At 70.3% G+C, this 22,184-nt stretch carries 24 protein-coding genes; 19 read left to right on the top strand and 5 right to left on the bottom strand.

Annotated elements, in window-relative coordinates; translation table 11 throughout:
* Positions 1–291 precede the first annotated feature (291 nt).
* The 15 genes from PV679_RS05345 to PV679_RS05415 all read left to right on the top strand — a co-directional run bounded on the left by PV679_RS05345 (position 292) and on the right by PV679_RS05415 (position 14,102).
* On the top strand, positions 292–1,509 hold the full coding sequence (locus tag PV679_RS05345) for an aminotransferase class I/II-fold pyridoxal phosphate-dependent enzyme (RefSeq protein WP_319678851.1): 1,218 nt from the start codon (positions 292–294) through the stop codon (positions 1,507–1,509).
* A 104-nt stretch (positions 1,510–1,613) separates the two neighbouring features.
* The gene (locus PV679_RS05350; RefSeq protein ID WP_319678852.1) at positions 1,614–2,837 is read left to right on the top strand and encodes a beta-ketoacyl-[acyl-carrier-protein] synthase family protein; all 1,224 of its coding nucleotides are present in this window, start codon (positions 1,614–1,616) and stop codon (positions 2,835–2,837) included.
* Complete coding sequence (locus PV679_RS05355; protein ID WP_319678853.1) at positions 2,834–3,712, top strand: MaoC/PaaZ C-terminal domain-containing protein; 879 nt, start codon at positions 2,834–2,836, stop codon at positions 3,710–3,712. Before PV679_RS05350 ends, PV679_RS05355 begins: the two co-directional genes overlap by 4 nt.
* Positions 3,702–5,207, top strand: coding sequence for an AMP-binding protein (locus tag PV679_RS05360; RefSeq protein WP_319678854.1), 1,506 nt, complete (start codon positions 3,702–3,704; stop codon positions 5,205–5,207). Before PV679_RS05355 ends, PV679_RS05360 begins: the two co-directional genes overlap by 11 nt.
* Positions 5,204–5,467 (top strand): acyl carrier protein, encoded by a 264-nt coding sequence (locus PV679_RS05365; RefSeq protein WP_319678855.1) that lies wholly within the window; start codon positions 5,204–5,206, stop codon positions 5,465–5,467. The genes PV679_RS05360 and PV679_RS05365 overlap by 4 nt, the downstream gene beginning before the upstream one ends.
* Before the next feature lie 56 nt (positions 5,468–5,523).
* On the top strand, positions 5,524–6,573 hold the full coding sequence (locus PV679_RS05370) for a hypothetical protein (RefSeq protein ID WP_319678856.1): 1,050 nt from the start codon (positions 5,524–5,526) through the stop codon (positions 6,571–6,573).
* 44 nt (positions 6,574–6,617) lie between these two features.
* Complete coding sequence (gene trpA, locus PV679_RS05375) at positions 6,618–7,442, top strand: tryptophan synthase subunit alpha (RefSeq protein ID WP_319678857.1); 825 nt, start codon at positions 6,618–6,620, stop codon at positions 7,440–7,442.
* 2 nt (positions 7,443–7,444) lie between these two features.
* Entirely contained in the window at positions 7,445–7,819 is a 375-nt protein-coding gene (locus PV679_RS05380) for an ectoine synthase (RefSeq protein ID WP_319678858.1), read from the top strand.
* Positions 7,820–7,886: 67 nt separating this feature from the next.
* Positions 7,887–9,032: an acyl-CoA dehydrogenase family protein gene (locus tag PV679_RS05385; protein ID WP_319678859.1), complete on the top strand. Its 1,146-nt coding sequence runs from the start codon at positions 7,887–7,889 to the stop codon at positions 9,030–9,032.
* Positions 9,029–9,772, top strand: a complete 744-nt coding sequence (locus PV679_RS05390; RefSeq protein ID WP_319678860.1) for an N-(5'-phosphoribosyl)anthranilate isomerase — start codon at positions 9,029–9,031, stop codon at positions 9,770–9,772. Before PV679_RS05385 ends, PV679_RS05390 begins: the two co-directional genes overlap by 4 nt.
* Positions 9,769–10,494, top strand: coding sequence for an indole-3-glycerol-phosphate synthase (locus tag PV679_RS05395; RefSeq protein WP_319678861.1), 726 nt, complete (start codon positions 9,769–9,771; stop codon positions 10,492–10,494). Before PV679_RS05390 ends, PV679_RS05395 begins: the two co-directional genes overlap by 4 nt.
* Positions 10,491–11,378 carry an alpha/beta hydrolase gene (locus PV679_RS05400; protein ID WP_319678862.1) on the top strand — a complete coding sequence of 296 codons (888 nt, stop codon included), beginning with the start codon at positions 10,491–10,493 and terminating at the stop codon, positions 11,376–11,378. Before PV679_RS05395 ends, PV679_RS05400 begins: the two co-directional genes overlap by 4 nt.
* A 146-nt stretch (positions 11,379–11,524) precedes the next feature.
* Entirely contained in the window at positions 11,525–12,469 is a 945-nt protein-coding gene (metF, locus tag PV679_RS05405) for a methylenetetrahydrofolate reductase [NAD(P)H] (protein WP_319678863.1), read from the top strand.
* 505 nt (positions 12,470–12,974) lie between these two features.
* Entirely contained in the window at positions 12,975–13,589 is a 615-nt protein-coding gene (locus PV679_RS05410; RefSeq protein WP_319678864.1) for a DUF1772 domain-containing protein, read from the top strand.
* A gap of 216 nt (positions 13,590–13,805) precedes the next feature.
* Positions 13,806–14,102, top strand: a complete 297-nt coding sequence (locus tag PV679_RS05415; RefSeq protein WP_319678865.1) for a hypothetical protein — start codon at positions 13,806–13,808, stop codon at positions 14,100–14,102.
* Positions 14,103–14,205: 103 nt separating this feature from the next.
* Here the strand turns inward: PV679_RS05415 and PV679_RS05420 are convergent, their stop codons facing one another.
* Together PV679_RS05420 and PV679_RS05425 are read right to left on the bottom strand one after the other, a co-directional pair.
* Positions 14,206–15,780 carry an MDR family MFS transporter gene (locus PV679_RS05420; protein ID WP_416069661.1) on the bottom strand — a complete coding sequence of 525 codons (1,575 nt, stop codon included), beginning with the start codon at positions 15,778–15,780 and terminating at the stop codon, positions 14,206–14,208.
* An 87-nt stretch (positions 15,781–15,867) separates the two neighbouring features.
* Entirely contained in the window at positions 15,868–16,518 is a 651-nt protein-coding gene (locus tag PV679_RS05425) for a TetR/AcrR family transcriptional regulator (protein ID WP_319679017.1), read from the bottom strand.
* 64 nt (positions 16,519–16,582) lie between these two features.
* Here PV679_RS05425 and PV679_RS05430 point away from each other — a divergent pair, with 64 nt between their 5' ends.
* The gene (locus PV679_RS05430) at positions 16,583–17,566 is read left to right on the top strand and encodes an aldo/keto reductase (RefSeq protein ID WP_319678867.1); all 984 of its coding nucleotides are present in this window, start codon (positions 16,583–16,585) and stop codon (positions 17,564–17,566) included.
* A gap of 87 nt (positions 17,567–17,653) precedes the next feature.
* Here PV679_RS05430 and PV679_RS05435 read toward each other — a convergent pair whose 3' ends face one another.
* On the bottom strand, positions 17,654–18,208 hold the full coding sequence (locus PV679_RS05435; RefSeq protein ID WP_319678868.1) for a MarR family winged helix-turn-helix transcriptional regulator: 555 nt from the start codon (positions 18,206–18,208) through the stop codon (positions 17,654–17,656).
* A 290-nt stretch (positions 18,209–18,498) separates the two neighbouring features.
* On the opposite strand from PV679_RS05435, the gene PV679_RS05440 reads away from it, so the two are divergent.
* A complete protein-coding gene (locus tag PV679_RS05440; RefSeq protein WP_167022364.1) occupies positions 18,499–18,702 on the top strand; it encodes a cold-shock protein in 204 nt (67 codons plus the stop codon).
* A 132-nt stretch (positions 18,703–18,834) separates the two neighbouring features.
* Here the strand turns inward: PV679_RS05440 and PV679_RS05445 are convergent, their stop codons facing one another.
* Complete coding sequence (locus PV679_RS05445) at positions 18,835–20,325, bottom strand: MFS transporter (protein ID WP_319678869.1); 1,491 nt, start codon at positions 20,323–20,325, stop codon at positions 18,835–18,837.
* 209 nt (positions 20,326–20,534) lie between these two features.
* Here PV679_RS05445 and PV679_RS05450 point away from each other — a divergent pair, with 209 nt between their 5' ends.
* Positions 20,535–20,960, top strand: a complete 426-nt coding sequence (locus PV679_RS05450) for a pyridoxamine 5'-phosphate oxidase family protein (protein ID WP_319678870.1) — start codon at positions 20,535–20,537, stop codon at positions 20,958–20,960.
* A 103-nt stretch (positions 20,961–21,063) separates the two neighbouring features.
* Here the strand turns inward: PV679_RS05450 and PV679_RS05455 are convergent, their stop codons facing one another.
* Positions 21,064–21,705 carry a histidine phosphatase family protein gene (locus tag PV679_RS05455; RefSeq protein ID WP_319678871.1) on the bottom strand — a complete coding sequence of 214 codons (642 nt, stop codon included), beginning with the start codon at positions 21,703–21,705 and terminating at the stop codon, positions 21,064–21,066.
* Positions 21,706–21,990: 285 nt separating this feature from the next.
* On the opposite strand from PV679_RS05455, the gene rpmG reads away from it, so the two are divergent.
* Positions 21,991–22,155 carry a 50S ribosomal protein L33 gene (gene rpmG / locus PV679_RS05460; RefSeq protein WP_319678872.1) on the top strand — a complete coding sequence of 55 codons (165 nt, stop codon included), beginning with the start codon at positions 21,991–21,993 and terminating at the stop codon, positions 22,153–22,155.
* The last annotated feature ends 29 nt before the right edge of the window (positions 22,156–22,184 follow it).

Raw genomic sequence — 22,184 nt, forward strand, 5'->3', positions numbered from 1 at the left:
CCTTGTGAAGGAGATCGGGACACGCGGTGCACGCCCCCTGCACAAGAATTGGACGATACCGCCCGGCCTTCTCGGTATGTCAACAGTGGCCGGGGAACATTCCCCGGTAATTGATCGGAGAGTTGGGTTCCGCTTTACCGGCCGTGTCGCGTTCCTGTTGCGTTGCCTGATTTCCCCATTTCACGGCCGTGTTGCGCGCGCCTTGCGCGGCTGTCGTTGAATTGCGTCGCACTTTGAGTCCAGGTTGAGGGGACTCCGGTAATTGTCCGAAACATGGATGAGGAGACGCACGTGAACACATCTGGAGGATGGGAACGTCTCGCGCCCAAACTGGACGCGACGCGCCGCCGCGTGCGGTCCCTGGAGTGGGAGCCCGCCCGCCGCAACAGCTTCGTGGCGTACACGGTCGAGCGCGACTCCGCCTACGCCGACCTCGACGGCGAACGCCTCCTGATGATGTCGGGCTACAGCTACCTGGGCCTGGCCGGCGACGAGCGGGTGGTCGCCGCGGCCAAGGCCGCGGTCGACCTCTACGGCACCGGCAACCACGGCGTGCGGGCGCTCGCGGGATCCATCCCGCTGCACGAGGAACTGGAGGCGGAGGTCGCCCGGTTCGCCGGCCGGCAGGAGGCACTGGTCTTCGGCTCCGGCTACGCCGCCAACGTCGGCACGGTCGGCGCCCTGGTCGGCGCCGGCGACACCGTACTGATCGACAAGTACGACCACGCCAGCATCGTCGACGGCTGCCGGCTCAGCGGCGCCACCGTCACCCGCTTCCGCCACAACGACGTCGACCACCTCGACCGGCGGCTCGCCGCCACGAGTCCCGACGGAATCCGCCTCGTCATCGTCGACAGCGTCTACTCCATGGACGGCGACATCGCTCCGCTGCCCGAGCTGCGCCGGGTGTGCGACGCGCACAACGCCCTGCTGATGGTCGACGAGGCGCACGCGCTGGGCGTCATCGGCGCCACCGGCAAGGGCATCGAGGAACACTTCGAGTACACCGCGAAGGTCGACGTCAAGCTGGGCACCCTGTCGAAGGCCATCCCCTCCATGGGCGGCTGGGTGGCCGGACCGAGCGAACTGATCGGCCATCTCAAGTACGCGGCCAGGCCCTTCCTCTTCTCCGCCGCGCTCGGCCCCGCCCAGTCCGCCGCGGCCCTGGAGTCGCTGCGCATCCTGGAGCGCGAGCCCGAGCGCGTCACCCATATCCAGCAGGAGTCCGCCCGGTTCCGCCGGACGCTCAACGACGCGGGCATGCGGACAGGAGACAGCGAGACCGCGGTCGTCCCTGTCATCGCGGGCTCCGACGACGCCGCCTACGACTACGCCACCGCCTGCCGCGGAGCGGGCGTGATCGGACTGCCCGTGGTCACTCCCGCCGTCCCCAACGACCTCGCGCGGCTGCGCATCGCCGTCACCGCCCGCCACACCAAGGCCGACATCGACTTCGCCGCGGAAGCCTTCCTCAAGGCCGCCCACGAGTGCGGTCTGATCCCGGCCTGACCCTCCGTGCCGGCCCCTCGCGGGCCGCTGTCAGCCCTCTGCCCTCTGCCGTACGCACACGGGATTCGGGATCCGAGATGCCAACCTCACCGAGGCACGCACAGTTGAAAGCGCCTGTCGCGATCACCGGCATGGGCGTCGTCAGCCCGGCCGGCTCCACCCTCGACGACCTGTGGACCACACTGCGCGCCGGAAGGTCCACCGCCGCCGCACTCACCCATCTCGACCTGGAACGCCACCGGGTACGCATCGGCTGCCGGGTCCGCGGCCTCGACGACATCGGCCTGGTGCCCGCCAAGGAAGCCCGCCGGATGGACCCGTTCGCCTTCTACGGGACGACCGCGGCCCTCGCCGCGCACCGGGACGCGGGCGCACCCGCCGCCGACCCCGGCCGTACCGCCATCGTCGTCGGCAACGCCGTCGGCGGCCGGGCCACCAGCGACCAGGAGTCCCGGCACTTCACCGAATCGGGACCGCACCGCGTCAATCCGCTGATGCCGCTGATGACGATGCCCAACGCGGCGGCGGCCCAGATCGCGATACGGCTCGGCTGGCAGGGCCCCGCCCTGACCATCGCCACCACCTGCGCCAGCGGGGCCGACGCCATCGGACACGCCCTGATGCTGCTTCAGACACACCGGGCCGATGTCGTCCTGGCCGGCGGCTGCGAGTCCACCCTCACGCCCGTCACCCTCGCCGGATTCGGCAACCTCAACGCCGTGTCACTGCGCAACGACGACCCGGAACACGCCTCCAGGCCGTTCGACACCGACCGCGACGGCTTTGTGATGGGCGAGGGCGCCGGCTTCGTCGTACTGGAACGCCTCGACGACGCCCGGGCGCGCGGCGCGCGGACATACGCGACCGTCGCCGGCTACGCCGCCACCGCCGACGCGTTCCACCTCGCCATGCCGCTGCCGGACGGCGCCGCCGCCGTCGGCGCCATGGAGGGAGCCATCGCCGACGCCGGCCTGGTCCCTTCGGACATCGTCCACATCAACGCGCACGGCACCTCGACCCAGCACAACGACCGCGCCGAGGCGAACGCCCTGACCAAGGTGTTCGGCCCCGGCGGACCGCCGGTGACCGCCAACAAGAGCGTCATCGGCCATCTCATCGGGGCCGCGGGCACCGTCGAACTGATCGCCACGGTGCAGGCGATGCGCCAGTGCGAGGTCCCGCCCACCGCCAACCACGAAAAGCTGGAGCCAGGCATGGAAATCGACGTGGTACACGGCGCGCCGCGCGCCGTCGCATCCGGTCCGGCGCTGTCCAACTCCTTCGGTTTCGGCGGCCACAACTCCAGCCTGGTGGTGGCGCCGGTATGACCACCGCTCCCGCCCCGGCGGCGACGCGCACCGTCACCGCGGAGGAGATCGACGCCTACCGCGCCGCCGTCCGCTCCACACTGCCCGCCGCACCGGACCACCAGGCCTCGCCCGTCCACGCGTTCGTCCTCGCGCACACGCTCGCCGAGCGGACGGTGTCCGCGCTGACCGCGGACGAGTCCGGGCCCGTCTCGGTCGTCCACCTCGGCCAGGACATCCGCTGCCGGCGGCTCGTACGGCCCGGCGAACAGGTCACCGTACGCCTCGATGTGCTCGGCGCCCGCCGTGAGGCACGCGGGACACGGGTCGCGCTGCGCTCCCGGCTCACCGGCGACGGAGCGGAGCCCTTCGCCGAACTCCTCACCAGCGCCCTGCTGGCCGGCGCCACCGCTCTCGAACCCTTCGGTGAGATCACGGCGGGCGCCCCCGCTCCGGCTCCCTCCGGGGCCGGCGAACCGGCCACCGCCGTGCATGAACCGACCGCGGAGTGGATCCGCCGCTACGCCCGTGCCTCCGGCGACGAGAACCCGATCCATCTCGACCCCGAGGCCGCCCGCGCCGCCGGATTCGGCTCGGTCATCGCCCATGGCATGAGCGTGCTGGCCCTGGCCGTCGAGGAGGCCGTCGACCGGTACGCCGACGGCGACGCGTCCCGGGTGCGCGGTGTCGGCGGCCGCTTCTCGGCGCCCGTGGCGCCCGGCGAGCCGCTCAGGTTCGACCTCCAGCCGGACACGGGGCGCCGCGTGGTGCGCTTCGGCTGCCGGACCCCGGCGGGACCGGCCGTCAAGAGCGGCTGGATCGAGCTGGCGTCGTCCGTGTCGTCCGCCGACAGCGCCGGCGACCGCGACAGAGACGGAGGCGGCGATGACGACTGACGGCCTCGGCCTGGTGGGCGGATTCCTCTCCCAGGTCCGTGAACGGCCCGACGAGCCGGCCCTGGTCTGGAACGGCGAGGAGGTCACCTACCGCGAGCTGTACGAGCGGGCCGGACGCGAACGCGACCGGCTGGCCCGGCTGTCACTCGGGCCCGGCGAAGCCGTCGGTGTGCTGGCCACCAAGTCGCCGACGGCCATCGCCCTGGTGCTCGCCTGCCTGCTGGCGCGGCGTCCCTTCCTGCTGCCGTCGCCCGCTCTCGCCGGCTCCCTGCTCGCGGACCTCTTCGCGCAGGCCGGCTGCCGCAGTGTGATCACTCCGGACGGCGAGGACGCCGGCGTGGTGCCGAACCCCGGGATCACTCCGCAGCCGCTGTCGCCGCGTGAGGCCGCCGAGGTGTCGTTCATGCTCACGACCTCCGGCTCCACCAGCCTGCCCAAGATCGTCCCGCTGGGCCGGGACGCCGTGAACCGCTTCATCACCTGGGCCGGTCCGGCCTTCTCGATCGGCCCCGGCAGCACGGTGCTCAACTACGCGCCGCTCAACTTCGACCTGTGCCTGCTGGACATCTGGACGACCTTGGCGCACGGCGGCCGTGTTGTCCTCGTCGACCCGGCACTGGCGGTGCGCGGCGGGCATCTGCTGGACCTTCTCGTACGCCATGACGTGGACGTAGTCCAGGCGGTACCGATGTTCTACGGCCTGCTGCTCGACGCCGCCCGGCGCGGCGGCGACACCCTGCCCGGTGTCCAGCATGTGATGTTCAGCGGCGATGTCATCCCCGACCACACCCTGGCCGCACTGCCCGAGCTGTTTCCCAAGGCGCGGATCCACAACATCTACGGCTGTACCGAGACCAACGACAGCTTCATCCACGAGGTCGACACCGGCGTCACCGCGTTCACGCCGGTACCGATCGGCGTCCCGCTGCCGGGCGTCCGGGCCCTGGTCCTCGACGCGGAGGGCGCGGCCGTGGAAGGCCCCGGCACCGGCGAGCTGTATGTGTCCACGCCCTTCCAGGCCGCCGGCTATCTCGACCGGACCCGCCACACGGACAAGTTCACCGGCCATCCGCTGGGACTCGACGACCGCCGCTGGTTCCGCACCGGCGATCTCGTACGGCGCGACTCCGACGGCCGGCTCCACCTCACCGGACGCGGCGACCACCAGGTCAAGGTCCGCGGTGTCGCGGTGAACACGGCCGAGATCGAACGGGTCCTGCTGGACCATCCCGATGTGCTCGAAGCGGGCGTGGCCGCCGTACCCGACGCGGCCGAGGGCCGCCGGCTCGTCGCCGCCGTCCAGTGCGCGCCCGGCAGCGCGCTCAGCAGTCTCACACTGCGCCGGCACTGTGCGCGGAGCCTGCCGAGGGCGGCCGTTCCCTCGAAGCTGCGGATCCTCGACGAGCCGCTGCCGAAGACCGCCACAGGAAAGGTCGACCGCAAGGCGCTCGACCGTCCGCAGGACTTGTCAACAGCCAAAGAAAGGACGTCATGAGTCACGTCGGCACCATCAAACAGTTCGTCATCGAGGAGTTCCTGCCGGACGTCAGCGCCCAGGAGCTGGCGGACGATCACGACCTGCTCTCGGACGGCGTCATCGACAGCCTCGGCGTGCTCAAGCTGATCGCCTGGGTCGAGGACCGCTTCGAGGTCGCGATCGGCGATGCCGACCTCGATCCGAACAACTTCCGCAGTGTCGCGGCGATCGACGCGTTCATCGCCGGTGCGCGCCGTCCCGAGGTGGCAGGTGGCTAGGCCCTGTCTGACACATCCCGCCCGGCCGAGCGCCATGTGTCAGACAGGCCCTGGCGATGCATGACGCACTCATCGGCCTGCTGGACCGGCGCGCGCCGGTCGGGCGCGAGACCTGGCGGTCGCTGTGGGACCAGCTCGGCGACGGACGCCTCGACAGAGCGCAGGCCCTCGCCCTGCTGGCCTCGCTGGCCACCGCGTTCCCCGACCACGAGACACTGCGGCATCTGCTGGACTCGCTCGCCGAGCGGCGGCCCGCCCGACCGGCGGGCCGCTGGGCCGGCACGGTCAATGTGGTGGGCACCGGCGGCGGACCGAGGACCTTCAACATCTCGACCGCGTCGGCGTTCGTCGCCGCCGCGGCCGGAGTACGGGTCGTCAAGACCGGCTCACGCGCCTACACCAGCGCTCTCGGCTCCGTCGACCTGCTGGAACGGCTCGGTGTCCCGCTGACCTCCTCGTACGAGCAGACCGCCGAGACGCTGGACCGGTACGGCATCGCCTTCGCCGGGCCGTTCGTCTACCCGGCGCAGCTCACCCGGCTGGCCAGGACCATCGTGCCGACGAGCATGAAGCCCTTCGGCCGCTTCCTCAACGCGCTCGGACCCTTCCTCGCCGATCTGCCCGTCACCGCGCAGGTCACCGGTGTCTCGGCGACCGCACCGCTGGCCGGACTGCGCGCCCTCGCGGCGACCGTCACCGGACGCACTCTGTGGCTCACCGCCAACGACCGGGGAGCGGACGAACTGCTCGCCTTCGCCGACAACACCATCCACGGCAACGACGGACGCGAACTGCGCCTGCCGGCCGGGCGACTGGTCCCGGCGGACGGCGGCTTCGGCGACCTCCTGCCGGCCGTGGAGCCCGCCGCGGCGCCCGAGCACTTCCTGTCCGTCCTCAGCGGCGCCGCCGGTGCGGTCGCCACGCGCACGGTCTGCCTCAACGCCGCGGCGCTGGCCGTGGCGAGCGGCCACATCACCGACTGGGCCAAGGCCGTCGACGCCGCCGAGGAGGCGGTACGCGACGGAGCGGCCCGCGACCTCGCCGAGCGGATACGGGCCGAAGGAGCCCGGCCGCCGGCCCGTACGAGAGAGGTGTCCGGTGCGTGACGCCGCCCGACCACGCACCACGGACCGACCCGAGGCGACGACCCATGGCTGACTTCTTCGCACACCGGCGTCCCGGTGAGGGCCCCGGCCTCGCGCTCTTCCTCAACGCCGGGGACCCACCGCTCGACGTCCTCGCCGACCTGGTGCTCATGCTCGACGAGGAAGGCGTCGACTGCCTCGAACTGGCCGTCCCGTTCCCGGACTCGGTCACCGACGGGCCGGTGATCCGCCGCTCGGCCCGCCGGGCTCTCGATCGCGGTGTCGGGCTCGACGAGGTCCTCGCCTTCATCGCCGCCGTACGTCCACGGCTGCGCCGGCTGCGGATCGCGCTGCTCGCCGACTGGAGCCACTCGCTCAAGCACCGGGACCCGGCCGGGACGCTCCGTACCATCGCGGCCTCGGGCGCGGACGGGCTGCTCGTCCACGCGCTGCCGCCCCGGCTGCGCGCGGCCCACCACGCGGCGGCCCGTGACGCGGGACTGCCCGTCGTCACCACCTGCTACCAGCGGAGCTCTCCGCCGACCATGGCGGAGGCGGCGGCCGAGGCCACCGCCTATCTGTATCTCGTCGCCCACTACGGACGCAGCGGCACCGCCCCGGCCGGCGGCCACGCCGGGCTGGCGGGCACGGTCAGCGCGCTCCGGGCGCACACAGCGTCCCCGATAGCCATCGGCTTCGGGGTCAGGACCAGGGAGGACGTGGAGACCGTGGGTGCCTGCGGAGCCGATGCCGTAATCATCGGCTCCGCAGGTGTCGCCCGGATCGAGCAGTCGCTCGACCGCGCGGGCGACGTCATCGACGGCTTCCGCGCCTTCGTCAGGTCCGTATCGCCCATCCCAGTCAACACGCCTGAGAGAACCGGGAGTTGAACATGATCATCCGCGACCTGGAGAGCGTCAAGACGGTCGAATGGGGCAATGGCCTGAGCCGGCGCTTCATCGTGGCCGCCGACGGGCTCGACTACAGCATCACCGACACTACCGTGCGCGCGGGCACCAAGTCCCGTCTGGAGTACCGCAATCACATCGAATCCTGCTACTGCATCGAGGGCTCAGGAGAGGTGATCGAGCTCGACGGCACCTCGCACCCGATCGTGCCGGGCCGTCTCTACTCGCTCAACGAGCACGACGCCCACTACCTGGTCGCCAGTCCGCACGAGGACCTGCGTCTGGTGTGCGTCTTCTCTCCGGCGCTCCGGGGCGACGAGATCCACCAGCTCGACGAGCACGTCTCCTCCGCGTACTGATCCGTCTCCGGCCGGCCGGCCGGAACACCACAGAACCGCCACTGATCCGCACAAGGAAAGGCTCGCCGTGATCCGCTGGAACGCCGACCAGGCCGCACTGCGCGAGGGCCTGGCCCAGTGGGGTGAGGCGCTCAGCGCCGGCCACATCGAACAGGACGAACAGGCCACGTTCTCCTGGGACAAGTGGAAACTGATCCGGGAGACCGGCATCCTCGGTCTGCCCTTCGACGAACGGTGGGGCGGGCTGGGCCAGTCCCTGCTCACCACCATGTATCTGCTCGAAGGACTGGGCGAGCACTGCCGCGACTCCGGGCTGAGCTTCTCGGTCACCACCACCATGGCAAGCACCGGCGTCCCTCTGGAGAAGTTCGGTACGGACGCGCAGAAGGACACCTACCTGCGGCGGATCTGCTCGGGCGAGATGATCGGCGCACATGCCATCACCGAGGCCGAGGGCGGCTCGGACGCCATGGCGATGACCACGCGGGCGGTACGGGACGGCGACCGGTTCGTCCTGACCGGCGGCAAGATCTTCGTCAGCAACGGCCCGGTCGCCGATGTGTTCGTCGTCTACGCGCGTACGCATCCGGACGGCGGTCCGCTCGGGGTCACCGCGTTCCTGGTGGACCGGGACACCCCGGGGCTCACGATCGGGCGTCCGACCAAGAAGATGGGACTGCGCACCTCGCCGCTGAGCGAGCTGTACTTCGACGAGTGCCGAGTCCCCGCGACCCAGGTGCTGGGCCGTGTCGGCGGTGGGTTCATCGTGCTCGACCATGTGATGAAGCGGGAGATCCTCTTCTCCTTCATCGTCAACGTGGGGGAGATGCAGCACCGGCTCGACCGCTGCGTCGACTACGCGAAGAGCCGCCGTTCCTTCGGCAGGCCGATCGGCTCCTACCAGTCCGTCGCCAACAAGATCGTCGATACGAAGATCCGACTGGAGACGGCCAGGAAATGGCTGTACGACACCGGTGAACGCCTCGCGGCCGGCGAGAACGTCACGGTGGATCTGGCCATCGCCAAACTGGTGACGAGCGAGAGCAATGTGGCGACCAGCCTGACCGCCGTGCAGATCTTCGGCGGGCACGGCTATATGACCGAGTACGGGCTTGAGAAGGACGTGCGCAACGCCGTGGCCGGCACGATCTACTCGGGCACCAGCGAAATCCAGTACAACCGCATCGCCTCGATGCTGGGTCTGGGCAAATGAGCCCTGAGTCCGGCTCCAGGCTCCCGGCGGGGCGCTCGGCCGCACCCGAGGCCCGCCGGGTTCTGAAAGTCTGCGGAGCCACGGCCCCTGACGACATCACGACACTGGCCGGAGCGGGAGCGGACTGTGTCGGCCTGTGGCACGGCATACCCGGCGGCCACGCCGAGCTGCCGGAGCTGCGCCTGACCGAACTGGCCGAGGCCGCCCTCGGCACCGGCCTCGAACCGGTCCTGGTCACCTTTCTGGCCGACCCCGAAGCCCTCAGCCGCCTGGCCCGCCGCACCGGCCTGCGCTGGCTGCAACTGCACGCGTACCAACCGCCCGCCGTGGTCAGAGCGCTGCGCGCCGCACTGCCGGACGCGGTCCTGGTCAAGGTCCTCCATCTGCGCGGCGGCGGCTGCCTCGAACGCCCGCTGATCGGCGCCTACGAACGGGCCGGCACGGACATGTACCTGCTCGACACGGCGACCGAGGACGGCCGTATCGGCAGCACGGGCCGTCCGCTGTCCGAGCGGGACGTGCTGACGCTGCTGCCCGGCCTCGGCCGGCCGTTCCTGCTCGCGGGAGGCATCTCGCCGTACAACCGCACCGACTTCGAAGCCGTCGCCGGACACCCGGGCTTCCGCGGCATCGATGTCGACACGGCGGCCCGCGACGGCCACGGACGCATCTCGGCGCCCGCGGTCACCGCACTGGCCCGCGCCTGGCGGACCGCGACATCCTCCGAGGAGAGCATATGAGCGCCCGTTTCCTGGAAGCCCTGCTGGCCGCCGAACGACCGCTGGTCATGGAGGTCAAACGGCGCGACGCGCACGGCTACGACCTGCTCGGCGGACGTACTCCGGCCGCCATCGTCGAGTCCTACGAGGCCGCCGGCGCTCCCTGTGTCTCGGTGGTCACCGGCCGCTGGTTCGGCGGCACCACCGCGCTGCTGCGCGATGTCGCCGCCCTCACCGACCTGCCTCTGCTCCAGAAGGACTTCATCACCCGCCGGGACCAGTTGCGGACCGCGAAGGAACTCGGTGCCTCCGCCGTGCTGCTCACCGCCGCGCTGCTGCCGAGGTCCAGCATGCGCACCCTGGTCATCGCCTGTCTGTCCATCGGTCTCACTCCTTTCGTCGAGGTGACGGAGGCGGCCGAACTCGTTGATCTGCCGCACGCCGACGAATGCGTCGTCGCCGTCAACAACAAGGACATCAAGGCCCGTGAGAGCGACCGCGGCGGCCTCGACAGAAGCCTCGCCCTGCTGCCGGCGGTCCGGGCGACGGGAACCCGCTGTCCGGTCAGCGCCAGCGCGATCGACAGCCCGCTCGCCGCCGCCAAGCTGCTCGACGCGGGCTTCGCGGGGCTGCTGGTCGGCACCTCGTTGCTGCGCGCCGACAGCGCGACCGCCTGGCTGGAGGGCCTGGACCGCGCCAGGACCCGTCCCGTCCCCGCTCCCCAGGAGAATTCCCGGCCATGACAGCCCCCGCTCCCGCCGCGCCCGCCGTCCGGGCCGTGACCCTCGACGCCGACGGCACAGAGATATCGGGCCTGCTCGCCGAACCGTACGGCGCCGAGCCGCGTGCCGTGATCGTCGCCGTCCACGGCCGCGGCATGTGCGCCGACTACTTCAACGGGCTGACCGACCCGGGCAATTCGCTGCTCACACTCGGCGCGCGGCTCGGTCACACCGTGCTGGCGCTGGACCGTCCGGGCTACGGCGCCTCCGCGAGCCGGCTCCCGGACGGCCAGCCGCTCGACGAGCAGGCGACGACGCTGCACACGGCGCTCGCCGGCTTCGCCCGTACGCGTTCCACCGGAGCGGGCTTCTTCCTGGTCGCGCACTCCGACGGCGGCAAGGTCGCGCTGCACATGGCGGCGGACGACGCGGGCGGCGCGCTGATCGGCCTCGACATCAACGGCTGCGGCTGGCAGTACGCTCCCGGCGCACGGCACTTTCCCGACACCCTCGGCGGCGGCGCGTCCCAGCTCAACTGGGGCCCGCTGCGGCTGTATCCGCCCGGTACGTTCCGGGCGAGCCGCTCCCTGCTGATGCCGGTGCCACGCCGCGAGGCGGCCCAGACGGCGGCCTGGCCCGCCCAGTACCCGCGCCTGGCGGGCCGGGTCGGAAACCCGGTCAGGCTCACCTTCGCCGAGCACGAGCTGTGGTGGGAGCTGGACGACGACGCTCTGGCCGCGATGACGCGGCGGCTGACCGCCGCACCGCTCGTCACGGTGGAACGGCTGCCCGCCGCCGGACACAACATCAGCATCGGCCGGGCGGCCCGCACCTACCATCTGCGGGCGCTCGCCTTTCTGGAGGAGTGTCTGCTGCGCGCGCCGGACACCGCGGCGCGGACCTGAACTCCCCTTGCCGAAAGGCCGGTTGCCGGACGTCGCCGTCCCGGTGATCAATCCGTGGTCATGCCTCCGGAAGCGCGTCGCAGCACGGCTACTGTGTGCGGACCGTGCCCACCCACGCACTGAGCGACTCCAGGAAGGACCCTGCCATGGCGGGAGAGACCGCAGACCGTCCCCAGCATCCCCGGCCCGGCCCGCGCGGCCTGCCGGCCGACGGCCGGCGCTCGTACTCCTTCGAGTTCTTCCCGCCGAAGACCGAGGCGGGTGAGCGCACGCTCTGGAACGCGATCCGGCGTATCGAGGCGCTCGCGCCGTCCTTCGTCTCCGTCACATACGGCGCCGGCGGCTCGTCGCGCGACCGGACGATCGAGGTCACCAAGCGCATCGCCGCCGAAACCACGCTGCGTCCGGTCGCCCACCTCACCGCGGTCGGCCACTCCGTCGCCGAACTGCGGCACATCATCGGCCAGTACGCGGACGCCGGGATCCGGGACGTGCTCGCCCTGCGCGGCGATCCGCCCGGTGACCCGCGCGGTGAGTGGGTCCGCCATCCGGAGGGCTTCGCCCAGGCGAGTGAACTGGTCGGTCTGATCAGGGAACTGGGAGACTTCACCGTCGGCGTGGCCGCCTTCCCCGAGCGCCATCCGCGCTCGCCCGACTGGGACAGCGACATCCGCCACTTCGTCGCGAAATGCCGGGCGGGCGCCGACTACGCCATCACCCAGATGTTCTTCGACGTGGACGACTATCTGCGGCTGCGTGACCGGCTCGCGGCAGCGGGCTGCACGACGCCGATCATCCCGGAGATCATGCCGGCCACCGATGTACGGCAGATCCGCCGCTTCGCCGAACTCAGCGACGCCCGGTTCCCGCAGGCCCTGGCCCAGCGGCTGGAGGCGGCCCGCGACCGTCCGGCGGACGGTCACCGCATCGGTGTCGAGTACGCCACGGCCATGGCCGAACGACTCCTCGCCGAAGGCGCTCCCGGCCTGCACTACATCACTCTCAACCGCTCCACGGCGACGATGGAGATCCACCAGAACCTGGGCGTCACCGGGCGGCGCGGTCCGGCGCTGGCCGCCACGCCGCGCTGACGGCCGGCGAGCGGCTCGACTGCCTCTGGCCGCACACCGTTCCGCTCTCCCTCCGGACGGCTTCCCGCCGCACTGGAGACCCGGTCGAGGACGAGTCCAGGCGATCTGGCAGGCCGTCACCCGGCCTGCCATCATCGCTGGGCCCGGCTCCCTGGCCCGGCTCCGAGCCGGCGGAGCGCACCGACAACGGCTTGGACGCAGAAACATGGACCTGAGCTTCATGGCTATGTACCGTCTCACCGCACTGGACTTGACTGGTCTCATGACGCAGAACATGAGAATTGCCCGGGGAAGCGGACCAGGGGCCGCGCGGACGCTCTGACACCGGCGGGCGTCGACGATCCGTGTCCGGCGCGAGCGGATCGCGGTGGCCGGGGCCGTCGGGCCACCTACGGGGAAGACCCATCGCCGTGTCACACCTCGGCGGCGGCGTCGGCGACGACACCGTGGCGGCCGCCGGATCACCTCGCATCGGACGGCTTCGACCACCAGACAAGGAAGTCCCATGAGCTTCAACCCGACCGGAACCCCCAACCCCTACGCGGCCTACCCGCCGGCACCCGCGGCCGCGCCGCCCGTGCGCCGCAGCAAGGCGGCCGGACCGCTGCTGATGATCGCCACCGTCACGATGGGGCTCATGGCGGGCCTCTTCTTCGCGTTCGACATCTCGGTCATGCCGGGTCTGGCGAAGACCGACGACCGTACCTACGTGGCCGCGATGCAGAACTTCAACGCGCTGATCGACGGCAGTGGTCTGTTCGGCATGGTCTTCGTCGGAGCGCTGCTGGCGACGGGCGTCGCGGTGATCCTGGAACACCGGCAGGGCCGGCGCGCCGCCGCGCTGTGGATCGGGGCGGCGGCCGTGCTCTACCTGGTGGCCCTGATCATCACGTTCAGCGTCAACATCCCGCTCAACAACGAGCTGGCCGGCGCCGGCGACCCCGCCAAGATGACGGACTTCTCCATCGTCGACAAGTTCAAGGACACCTGGGTGGCGACCAACATCATGCGGACCCTGGTCTGCACGGCGGCGCTGGGCTTCCTCGCCCGCGCCCTGGTCCTGCACGGCCGTGGTACCGGCTCCGGCCCCGCCGCCACGGTGCGCCCGTACGGCGTCTGAGCTCCGGCGGCCGGACGCGCGCCCGCCCTCCCCGAGTGGCTCCGGGGAAGGCGGGCGCTCTGCCGCGCCCGCTCACGATTGCGAGGCTGGTTCACACACCCGAATGCCACGCCTGGGGTGACGCGGCGTCGTACGGCTCGTTGGGGTGGCGAATCAGGCCAGTGGCGCCGGCGGACCGGGCGCGGCCGGCCTTCGAAGAGCGACCCGGAGAGAGCCATGACGACTGCACACGCCCCTCACCCGGACCACACCCATCAGCACGGGGCCGGCTGCGGCCATGTGGCCGTTCCGCACGGCGATCATGTGGACTACGCGCACGACGGCCATCTGCATCAGATCCACGAGGACCATGTGGACGAGTGCGACGCCCACGGCCACACGCCGCACAGCGGTCACACGCATGAGCACGGCGATGGATGCGGGCACGCCGCGGTGCCTCACCGGGGCCATGTCGACTACGTGCACGACGGCCACCGGCACGCCGAACACGAGGGCCACTGGGACGAGCACTGAGCCGGAGACTCGCGCGGCTCACCGTACGGCGCCGGCCCCGGCCGCACCCATGAGGGCGCGGCCGGGGCCGGCGATGTGGAGCGTGCCGGACCAGGACTCCGGATCAGCCCACCGGAGCGGGGGGCGCGGCCTTGGCGCCGTCGCCGTCGCCGGCGTCGGGCTGCTTGCTCTCCTCGGCGAGCCGCTCCAGGCCGCTTGTCGTCTTGAGCGGCTTCTCCTTGATGAAGAGCACCGCGACCAGCGCCAGAGCGGCGAACGGCGCGGCCACCAGGAACAGTTCCGCCGTGGCGAGGCCATAGGCGTTCTCCACGATCTCCCTCATGGGCGCGGGCAGGGTGGACATGTCCGGTACGGTCGTCTCGCCCGAGCCGGATGCCGCCTGACCGCTCTCGCCCAGGCTCTTGGACATCTCGTCCGCCACCCGGTTGGCCAGCACCGCGCCGAGCACGCTGGTGCCGATCGTGCCGCCCATGCTGCGGAAGAACGACAGGACGGACGTGGCGGCGCCCAGCTCGGTGGCCGGCACGTCGTTCTGTGCCGCGAGGACCAGGTTCTGCATCAGCAGGCCGACGCCGATGCCGAGCACGGCCATGTAGAGGCTGAGCAGACCGAAGCCCGTGTCGGCGTCAATGGTGGCCAGCAGGCCGAGACCCGCCGTCATGATGACGCCGCCGGCCACCAGATAGACCTTCCACTTGCCGGTGGCGCTGATGATCTGGCCGGCCACGGTGGAGGACACCAGCAGACCGAGGATCATCGGGAGGCTCATCAGCCCGGCGACGGTCGGAGACTTGCCGAGCGCGATCTGGAAGTACTGCGAGAGGAAGACCGTGCCGCCGAACATCGCCACACCGACCAGCAGGCTGGCGATGGTGGTCAGTGAGACGGTCCGGTTGCGGAAGATGGTCAGCGGGATGATCGGTTCGGGGACGCGGGACTCCACGAAGACCGCGGCCACCAGCAGGACGACACCCGTACCGGTCAGCGCCGCCGTCTGCCAGGACGCCCAGTCGAACCGGTTGCCCGCCAGCGAGGTCCAGACCAGCAGCGCGCAGACGCCCGCGACAAGCAGGAAGGCGCCCAGGAAGTCGATCTTCACATCACGGCGGATCGTCGGCAGTTTGAGTGTGCGCTGCAACAGCAGGATCGCGGCCAGCGCGAACGGCACTCCGATGAAGAAGCACCAGCGCCAGCCCAGCCACGAGGTGTCCACCAGAACACCTCCGACCAGCGGACCGGCGACCGTACCGACGGCGAAGACGGCGCCGAAGATACCGGCGTACTTGCCCAGTCGCCGAGGCGGGATGACCGCGGCCATGACGACCTGGGCGAGCGCGGTCAGACCGCCGGCTCCGATGCCCTGGACGACCCGGCTGAAGATGAGCAGACCGACACCCTGCGAGAAGCCGGCGAGCAGGGATCCGACCACGAACATGGCCAGCGAGAGCTGAAGCAGCAGCTTCTTGTTGTAGAGGTCGGACAGCTTGCCCCAGAGCGGCACGGTCGCCGTCATGGCGAGCAGCTCGGCGGTGACGACCCAGGTGTAGGAGGACTGGCTGGCGCCGAGGTCGGCGATGATGCGAGGCAGGGCGTTGGCCACCACCGTGCCGGCCAGGATGGCGACGAACATCCCGGCCATCAGCCCGGACATGGCCTGGAGTATCTGCCGGTTGGACATGGAGGTCGGCGCCTGCTCAGGCGCCTCGATTGTACTCAAGGTGTCCTTCTTGGAAATCCGTGGGATCGGCTGGGTGGGAAACAGAAGTCAGCGGTCGGCCGGCGGTTCGGGAAGCCCCGCCGCGAGATGGGTGAAGACGCGCCGGAACACATCCGGGAAGGAGACGGCCGGAGCCTGGGCGCACCAGTGCTCGATGGCGACCCGTGCGGCGGTCCCGGCCACGGCGGCGAGCAGCCGTGGGTAGAGATCGAGATGTGCCGGCCCGGAGCCTGGCGTCGCGCCTGAACCGAGCCGGTCGGCGAGGGCCTCGGCCAGTTCGAGCTCCTCGGCCATGTGCGCGCCCAGGCCGCGGACCAGCAGATGCGGTGAGCGCTGGAACACCTTGGCCCGCAGGCTCCAGAGCTCCTGGCGCTCCTCCACATCGGCGAGTTCGGTGGCGAGCGCCTCGCGCAGGACGTCGAGCGGCGGCAGACCGGCCGGTGCCTCGCGCACGGCGCGCCGCACTCGCTCACCGACCTCGCGGTCGATCATGACGAAGGCGTCGTCGTGGCTCTCGAAGTAGTTGAAGAACGTACGCGGTGAAACACCGGCCGCCTCGCTGATCGCCTCGACGGTGACGTGCTCGGCGCCGTGCTCGGCGGCCAGCCGCACGGCCGCCTCGGCCAGCGCCGCGCGAGTGGCCTGCTTCTTGCGCTCCCGGAGGCCGGGCGCGGCACCTTCATTCGTCACATCTTGCAGACTATGCAAAAGTGCATGATCTGCAAAATTAATTACGGGCGGGCGCCGACGTAATATCATCCGTATGGAACAGCGTGTATTGGGCAGGACGGGACAAGAAGTCTCCGTCGTCGGACTGGGGACATGGCAGCTCGGAGCCGACTGGGGCGATGTGGCCGAGTCGGACGCGTTCGCCGTCCTGGACGCGGCGGTCGAGTCGGGTGTCACCTTCTTCGACACGGCGGACGTGTACGGGGACGGCCGCAGCGAGCAGCTCATCGGCCGGTATCTGAAGGACCGTCCGGACGCCGGTGTGTTCGTCGCGACGAAGATGGGCCGGCGCGCCGACCAGGTGCCGGAGAACTACGTTCTGGACAACTTCCGTGCCTGGAACGACCGTTCGCGGGCCAATCTGGGCGTGGACACCCTTGACCTCGTACAGCTCCACTGCCCGCCGACGAGCGTGTACTCGTCCGACGCGGTCTTCGACGCGCTCGACACGCTGGTGGCGGAGCGGCGGATCGCGGCCTACGCGGTGAGCGTCGAGACCTGTGCCGAGGCGCTCGCCGCCATCGCGCGTCCCGGTGTCGCCAGTGTGCAGATCATCCTCAATCCGTTCCGGCTGAAGCCGCTGGAAGAGGTGCTGCCCGCCGCCCGTGAGGCGGGCGTCGGCATCATCGCGCGCGTGCCGCTCGCCTCCGGTCTGCTGTCCGGGAAGTACACCAAGGACACGGTCTTCGCAGCCGACGACCACCGTTCGTACAACCGTCACGGTGAGGCCTTCGACCAGGGCGAGACCTTCTCCGGCATCGACTACGAGACGGGACTGGCGGCGGCCGTCGAGTTCGCCGAGCTGGCTCCCGAAGGAGCCACTCCGGCCCAGACCGCGCTGCGCTGGATCATTCAGCAGCCCGGTGTCAGCAGTGTCATTCCCGGTGCCCGCTCCGTGGAGCAGGCCCGCGCCAACGCGGCGGCCGCCGCTCTCGCGCCGCTGCCGCAGCCGACTCTGGACGCCGTACAGGAGCTGTACGACCGCCGCCTTCGCGCCTCGGTCCACCACCGCTGGTAGGACCGGCGAGCGTCGGACACCTGCTTCACTCGGGCCCGTGGCCACGGTACGCGTACCGTGGCCACGGGCCCGCACGCACGGAGCCGGTCAGTGGGGCGCGGGCCCCGGCGAGTGACCGGGTCGGCCGGACGGCGCCGAGGCGGGCGCTCGGTGGGTTACGGGCGGTACGGCCCAGTCGGCGAGGCGTTCAAGGATCCGTACGACCTCCGGAAGCGCGTCGCGGTCCAGGTCGTCCAGGCCCTCCGCGACGGCCCGGGACAGCCACGCCTCCCGCGTCGCCAGCGCGGACCGTACGACCTCGCGGCCCCTCTCGGTCGCGGAGATCAGCATTCTGCGGCCGTCCCGAGGGTCCTGGTGGCGTGTCACCAGGCCGCCGTCCTCCAGCGCCGACACGATCTGTGCCATCGACTGCGGCCGCATGTACTCGGAAGCGGCCAGATCGCTCGTCGTACACGGCGGCCCGGACACCACGCGCTTGAGGGCGGCCAACTGGCTCCGGCTCCACGGGGAGGAGGCGAGACCGGACTCCTGGCGCAGCCGGCCGCGCAGCCGGTCGACGGCGAGGGCGAGATCGACCGCCGAGGCGGACGCGTGGTTCTCGTCCGGCGCCGCTGCCGACTCTGATGTGGATTCCGGGGGCATGGCCGCCATCATACAGACCAACTGGACAGGTAGCCTGAAGATGAGAACGGCTGACAGTGCGCCAATCGCGGTCCGATAGGCGGCACAGAGGCAAGAGTTGGCCGTTCCTGTGGCTGTATCGCTTCGGGCCATGTAGCGTCTTGATCAGCTGTCGTGGTTCCGAAGTACCGCTCGCCCGTGACGTGCCGTCACGGGCGTTTGTGCTGTTCAGCGTCTCTGCGGACCAGGGCGATCACCTCCGGTTCCCGCGCCGTGCGGGAACCACGCGTCCCTTGAAACGGAGACTTGTCATGGCCAGTGGAACAGTGAAGTGGTTCAACTCGGAAAAGGGCTTCGGCTTTATCGCGCAGGACGGCGGCGGCCCCGACGTGTTCGCGCACTACTCGAACATCGCGACGTCCGGCTTCCGTGAGCTGCAGGAGGGCCAGAAGGTCACCTTCGACGTCACGCAGGGCCAGAAGGGCCCGCAGGCGGAGAACATCCTCCCCGCCTAGGGCGGAGCGCCGTCCCGCGAAGGCGCGGACAACAGGGCGCCGGTCCGGTGGAATTCCCTTCCACCGGACCGGCGCCCGCCGTCTTGTCCGAGCTGTCCGGTCCGTCAGGCCCGACCGGTCCGTCCTGCCGGGTCAGACCGCCCGCGTGCTCGGTTTGTCCCCGTCCGCCGCTCGCCGCGCGGACAGCGGCTCGGCGATGTCCTCAAGGGACTTGCCCTCGGCGGCGACGGCGAAGAAGACGGCCACCAGACCGGCGAGCACCATCAGCGAGGCGCCGACACAGAACGCGATCACCGCGTCGCCGACGACTCCGCTCTCCGTGAGACCGGCGAAGAGCAGCGGCCCGGAAATACCGCCCGCCGCCGTACCGATGGCGTAGAAGAAGGCGATCGCCATCGCGCGGGTCTCCATCGGGAAGATCTCGCTGACCGTGAGATACGCGGAACTCGCACCGGCCGAGGCGAAGAAGAGGACCACGCCCCAGCAGACGGTCATGGTGGTCGCGTTGAGCCAGCCGTTGTTGAAGAACCACGCGGTGAGGAAGAGCAGCAGCCCGGAGACGATATAGGTGCCCGCGATCATCGGCTTGCGGCCCACTGTGTCGAAGAAGCGGCCGAGCAGCAGTGGTCCGAGGAAGTTGCCGAACGCGATGGCGGCGAAGAAATAGCCGGTGGAGCCGCTGGAGATGTCGAAGAACTTCACCAGGATCGAACCGAAGCCGAAGGTGATGGCGTTGTAGAGGAACGCCTGGCCGACGAAGAGCGAGAGCCCGAGGACCGCCCGCTTGGGATAGTCGTGGAACAGCGTCCTGGCGATCTCGACAAAGCCGATGGAGCGCCGCTGCTCGATGGTGAGGGCGCTCTTGGGCTCGGGCAGTCTGCTGCCGGTCTCCGCCTCGATCTCCCGCTCCACCTGGCTGACGAGTTCGTCCGCGCCCTCCGAGCGGCCGTGGATGAACATCCACCGCGGGCTTTCCGGCACATGGCGGCGGACCAGCAGGATGACCAGACCGAGGACGACGCCCAGGGCGAAGGTGAGCCGCCAGCCGAGATCCTTGGGGAAGATGTCGGTGTTGAGGGCCAGGACCGACAGCAGCGCGCCGCCCACGGCGCCCAGCCAGTAGCTGCCGTTGATGATGAGGTCGACGCGGCCGCGGTACTTGCTGGGAATCAGTTCGTCGATGGCCGAGTTGATGGCCGCGTACTCACCGCCGATGCCGAAACCGGTGAGGAAGCGGAAGAGGAAGAACCACCAGACCGAGAAGGACAGCGCGGTCGCCGCGGTCGCCGCCAGATAGACGGCGAGCGTGATGAGGAAGAGCTTCTTGCGGCCGTACCGGTCGGTGAGCCAGCCGAAGAACAGCGCGCCGGAGCAGGCTCCGGCCACATAGAGAGCGGCGGCCATGCCCGTGACCTGGGCGTCCGAGATCGGCAGCCCGCTGCCGTCCTCCGAGAGGCGGCTCGCGATATTGCCGACGACGGTCACTTCCAGACCGTCGAGGATCCATACCGTCCCCAGACCGATCACGATCATCCAATGCCATCGTGACCAGGGAAGACGGTCGAGTCTCGCGGGGACCTTCGTGGTGATGGTCCCGGTACTCGTATCTCCCGAGTGGCTCATGGTGTCTGCCTCCTGCCTGACAACGGCTCCATCGGCGCCGTGGCGCTGGCTGCGGTTACCCATGATCAAACTGGATAAACGGCGCTTCCGCGCCTGTTGACGGGCGCGTCGCGGGACCGGGACGGGAACGGCTGGCCATGCTGGGGGAGCCGTCTTCTATGGGACGGATGAGGCGGATGTGACAGATCGGATCGACGGAGGAGATCTCGGTGGCCCTGACCAGAGAAGAGCGCGAGCGGTTCCTGGCCGAACCACATGTCGCCGCGCTGGCGGTGAACGCACCGGACGGACGGGCTCCGCTCACGGTCCCCATCTGGTACCAGTACGAGCCCGGCGGAGGCGTCTGGATCCTCACCGGACGGCACTCGCGCAAGAGCCGGCTGATCGGCGAGGCGGGCCGGTTCTCCCTGCTGGTCGACCGCGTCGAGCCCACCGTCCGGTATGTGTCCGTCGAGGGACCCGTCGCCGCCACGGACACCGGCACCCGGGAGCGGCTCCACGAGATGTCGGCGCGCTATCTTCCGGCCGACAAGGTCGACGCCTATGTCGATGTGGCCTGGCGCGAGCACGGCGAGCAGGTCATCATCCATATGCGGCCCGAGCACTGGTTCTCGTCCGACCTCGGGCGATTCTGAGGCGGCAAGCCCGGCCCATGGGCGTCGGGCGCCACCGTCGTGCGTCACTCGGAAAGCCGGAGCCGCGCCGGGCACTTCGGGTGGCTCAGGCAGTCACGGCGGCTCAGACCGCGGTTTCCCTCTCCCGTGACGCCGCGCGCAGAACGCTCTCCGGAATCGCCACATTCCATGCGGTGACCACCGGTCGGTCGTGCTCGGTGCCGAGGCGCGAGAGGGTTCCGGTGGCGAGCTGGAACAGGGATCCGGCGGCGGGCGACAGCCCGAGATAGCGCGCGGTGAGCACGCGGAGGAAGTGCGCGTGCGCGACCAGTGCGACATCGTCGTCGCTCGAACGAAGAGCGTCCATGGCCTCGCTCAGGACCCGGTCCGCGCGCTCACCGACCTCCGCGGGAGCCTCTCCGGCATGGCCGTCCGGCCCGGGGACGGCCCCGTCGGTCCAGAGATCCCAGTCCGGGCGAGTGCGCCGGATCTCGGCGGTCGTGATGCCCTCGTACCCGCCGTAGTCCCACTCGTGCAGATCCGCGGTGATACGGAGATCGCCCAGGCCGGCCAGCTCGGCCGTACGCCGCGCGCGAGCCATCGGGCTGACCAGAGCGAGCCCTATCCGGCGGTCGGCCAGCAGAGGCGCCACGGAGCGCGCCTCGCGCTCGCCGTACTCCGTCAAGGGAAGATCCGTATAACTGGTGTGCCGGCCGGACCGGGACCAGGCGGTCTCTCCGTGCCGTACCAGGATCAACTCACCCATGAGTGCCGCCTGCTTCCTGCTCTCTGCGTCCTGCCGACGAGGACGTTCCCAGTGGCCTTCGGGCCCGCGTCCCGCCAGGTCCGAAGGGAAGAACTCGCGCAGCCGCGGGCTCATTCCGCGGCGGACCGCGAGGGGCGCGACAAGCCCAGTGTCCCTTGTTCCTGGAGTGGAGACCTGGCGGGAATGCCACCGAGGACGGTCGCGTTACCCCCTCGTACAGCTTGACGGTAACGACATCGGCTCCGGTTCGAAGGCGATGTCCGGATACAACGTCTGGAGAACCTCATGGCACGCAGTGAGGCCCGCCCGGTCATCACGCTCCGTTCCACAGCGGGCACGGGCCACGCCTATGTGACCCGTAAGAGCCGCCGGAACGACCCCGATCGCATGGTGCTGCGCAAGTACGACCCCACGATCGGCCAGCACGTGCTGTTCCGCGAGGAACGCTGACCCGAGTCCGGCCGAACGCAACGGCCCGG

The sequence above is a fragment of the Streptomyces sp. AK02-01A genome (genome assembly GCF_033795305.1).
Lineage (GTDB): Bacteria > Actinomycetota > Actinomycetes > Streptomycetales > Streptomycetaceae > Streptomyces.

Coding starts and splice junctions, on each gene's coding strand:
- PV679_RS05455 (WP_319678871.1), bottom strand. CDS start 21,705: ATGGGTGAGTTGATCCTGGTACGGCACGGAGAGACCGCCTGGTCCCGG.
- PV679_RS05395 (WP_319678861.1), top strand. CDS start 9,769: ATGAGCGCCCGTTTCCTGGAAGCCCTGCTGGCCGCCGAACGACCGCTG.
- PV679_RS05410 (WP_319678864.1), top strand. CDS start 12,975: ATGAGCTTCAACCCGACCGGAACCCCCAACCCCTACGCGGCCTACCCG.
- PV679_RS05420 (WP_416069661.1), bottom strand. CDS start 15,780: ATGTCCAACCGGCAGATACTCCAGGCCATGTCCGGGCTGATGGCCGGG.
- trpA (WP_319678857.1), top strand. CDS start 6,618: ATGGCTGACTTCTTCGCACACCGGCGTCCCGGTGAGGGCCCCGGCCTC.
- rpmG (WP_319678872.1), top strand. CDS start 21,991: ATGGCACGCAGTGAGGCCCGCCCGGTCATCACGCTCCGTTCCACAGCG.
- PV679_RS05390 (WP_319678860.1), top strand. CDS start 9,029: ATGAGCCCTGAGTCCGGCTCCAGGCTCCCGGCGGGGCGCTCGGCCGCA.
- PV679_RS05365 (WP_319678855.1), top strand. CDS start 5,204: ATGAGTCACGTCGGCACCATCAAACAGTTCGTCATCGAGGAGTTCCTG.
- PV679_RS05435 (WP_319678868.1), bottom strand. CDS start 18,208: ATGCCCCCGGAATCCACATCAGAGTCGGCAGCGGCGCCGGACGAGAAC.
- PV679_RS05445 (WP_319678869.1), bottom strand. CDS start 20,325: ATGAGCCACTCGGGAGATACGAGTACCGGGACCATCACCACGAAGGTC.
- PV679_RS05430 (WP_319678867.1), top strand. CDS start 16,583: ATGGAACAGCGTGTATTGGGCAGGACGGGACAAGAAGTCTCCGTCGTC.
- PV679_RS05380 (WP_319678858.1), top strand. CDS start 7,445: ATGATCATCCGCGACCTGGAGAGCGTCAAGACGGTCGAATGGGGCAAT.
- metF (WP_319678863.1), top strand. CDS start 11,525: ATGGCGGGAGAGACCGCAGACCGTCCCCAGCATCCCCGGCCCGGCCCG.
- PV679_RS05360 (WP_319678854.1), top strand. CDS start 3,702: ATGACGACTGACGGCCTCGGCCTGGTGGGCGGATTCCTCTCCCAGGTC.
- PV679_RS05355 (WP_319678853.1), top strand. CDS start 2,834: ATGACCACCGCTCCCGCCCCGGCGGCGACGCGCACCGTCACCGCGGAG.
- PV679_RS05415 (WP_319678865.1), top strand. CDS start 13,806: ATGACGACTGCACACGCCCCTCACCCGGACCACACCCATCAGCACGGG.
- PV679_RS05370 (WP_319678856.1), top strand. CDS start 5,524: ATGCATGACGCACTCATCGGCCTGCTGGACCGGCGCGCGCCGGTCGGG.
- PV679_RS05440 (WP_167022364.1), top strand. CDS start 18,499: ATGGCCAGTGGAACAGTGAAGTGGTTCAACTCGGAAAAGGGCTTCGGC.
- PV679_RS05400 (WP_319678862.1), top strand. CDS start 10,491: ATGACAGCCCCCGCTCCCGCCGCGCCCGCCGTCCGGGCCGTGACCCTC.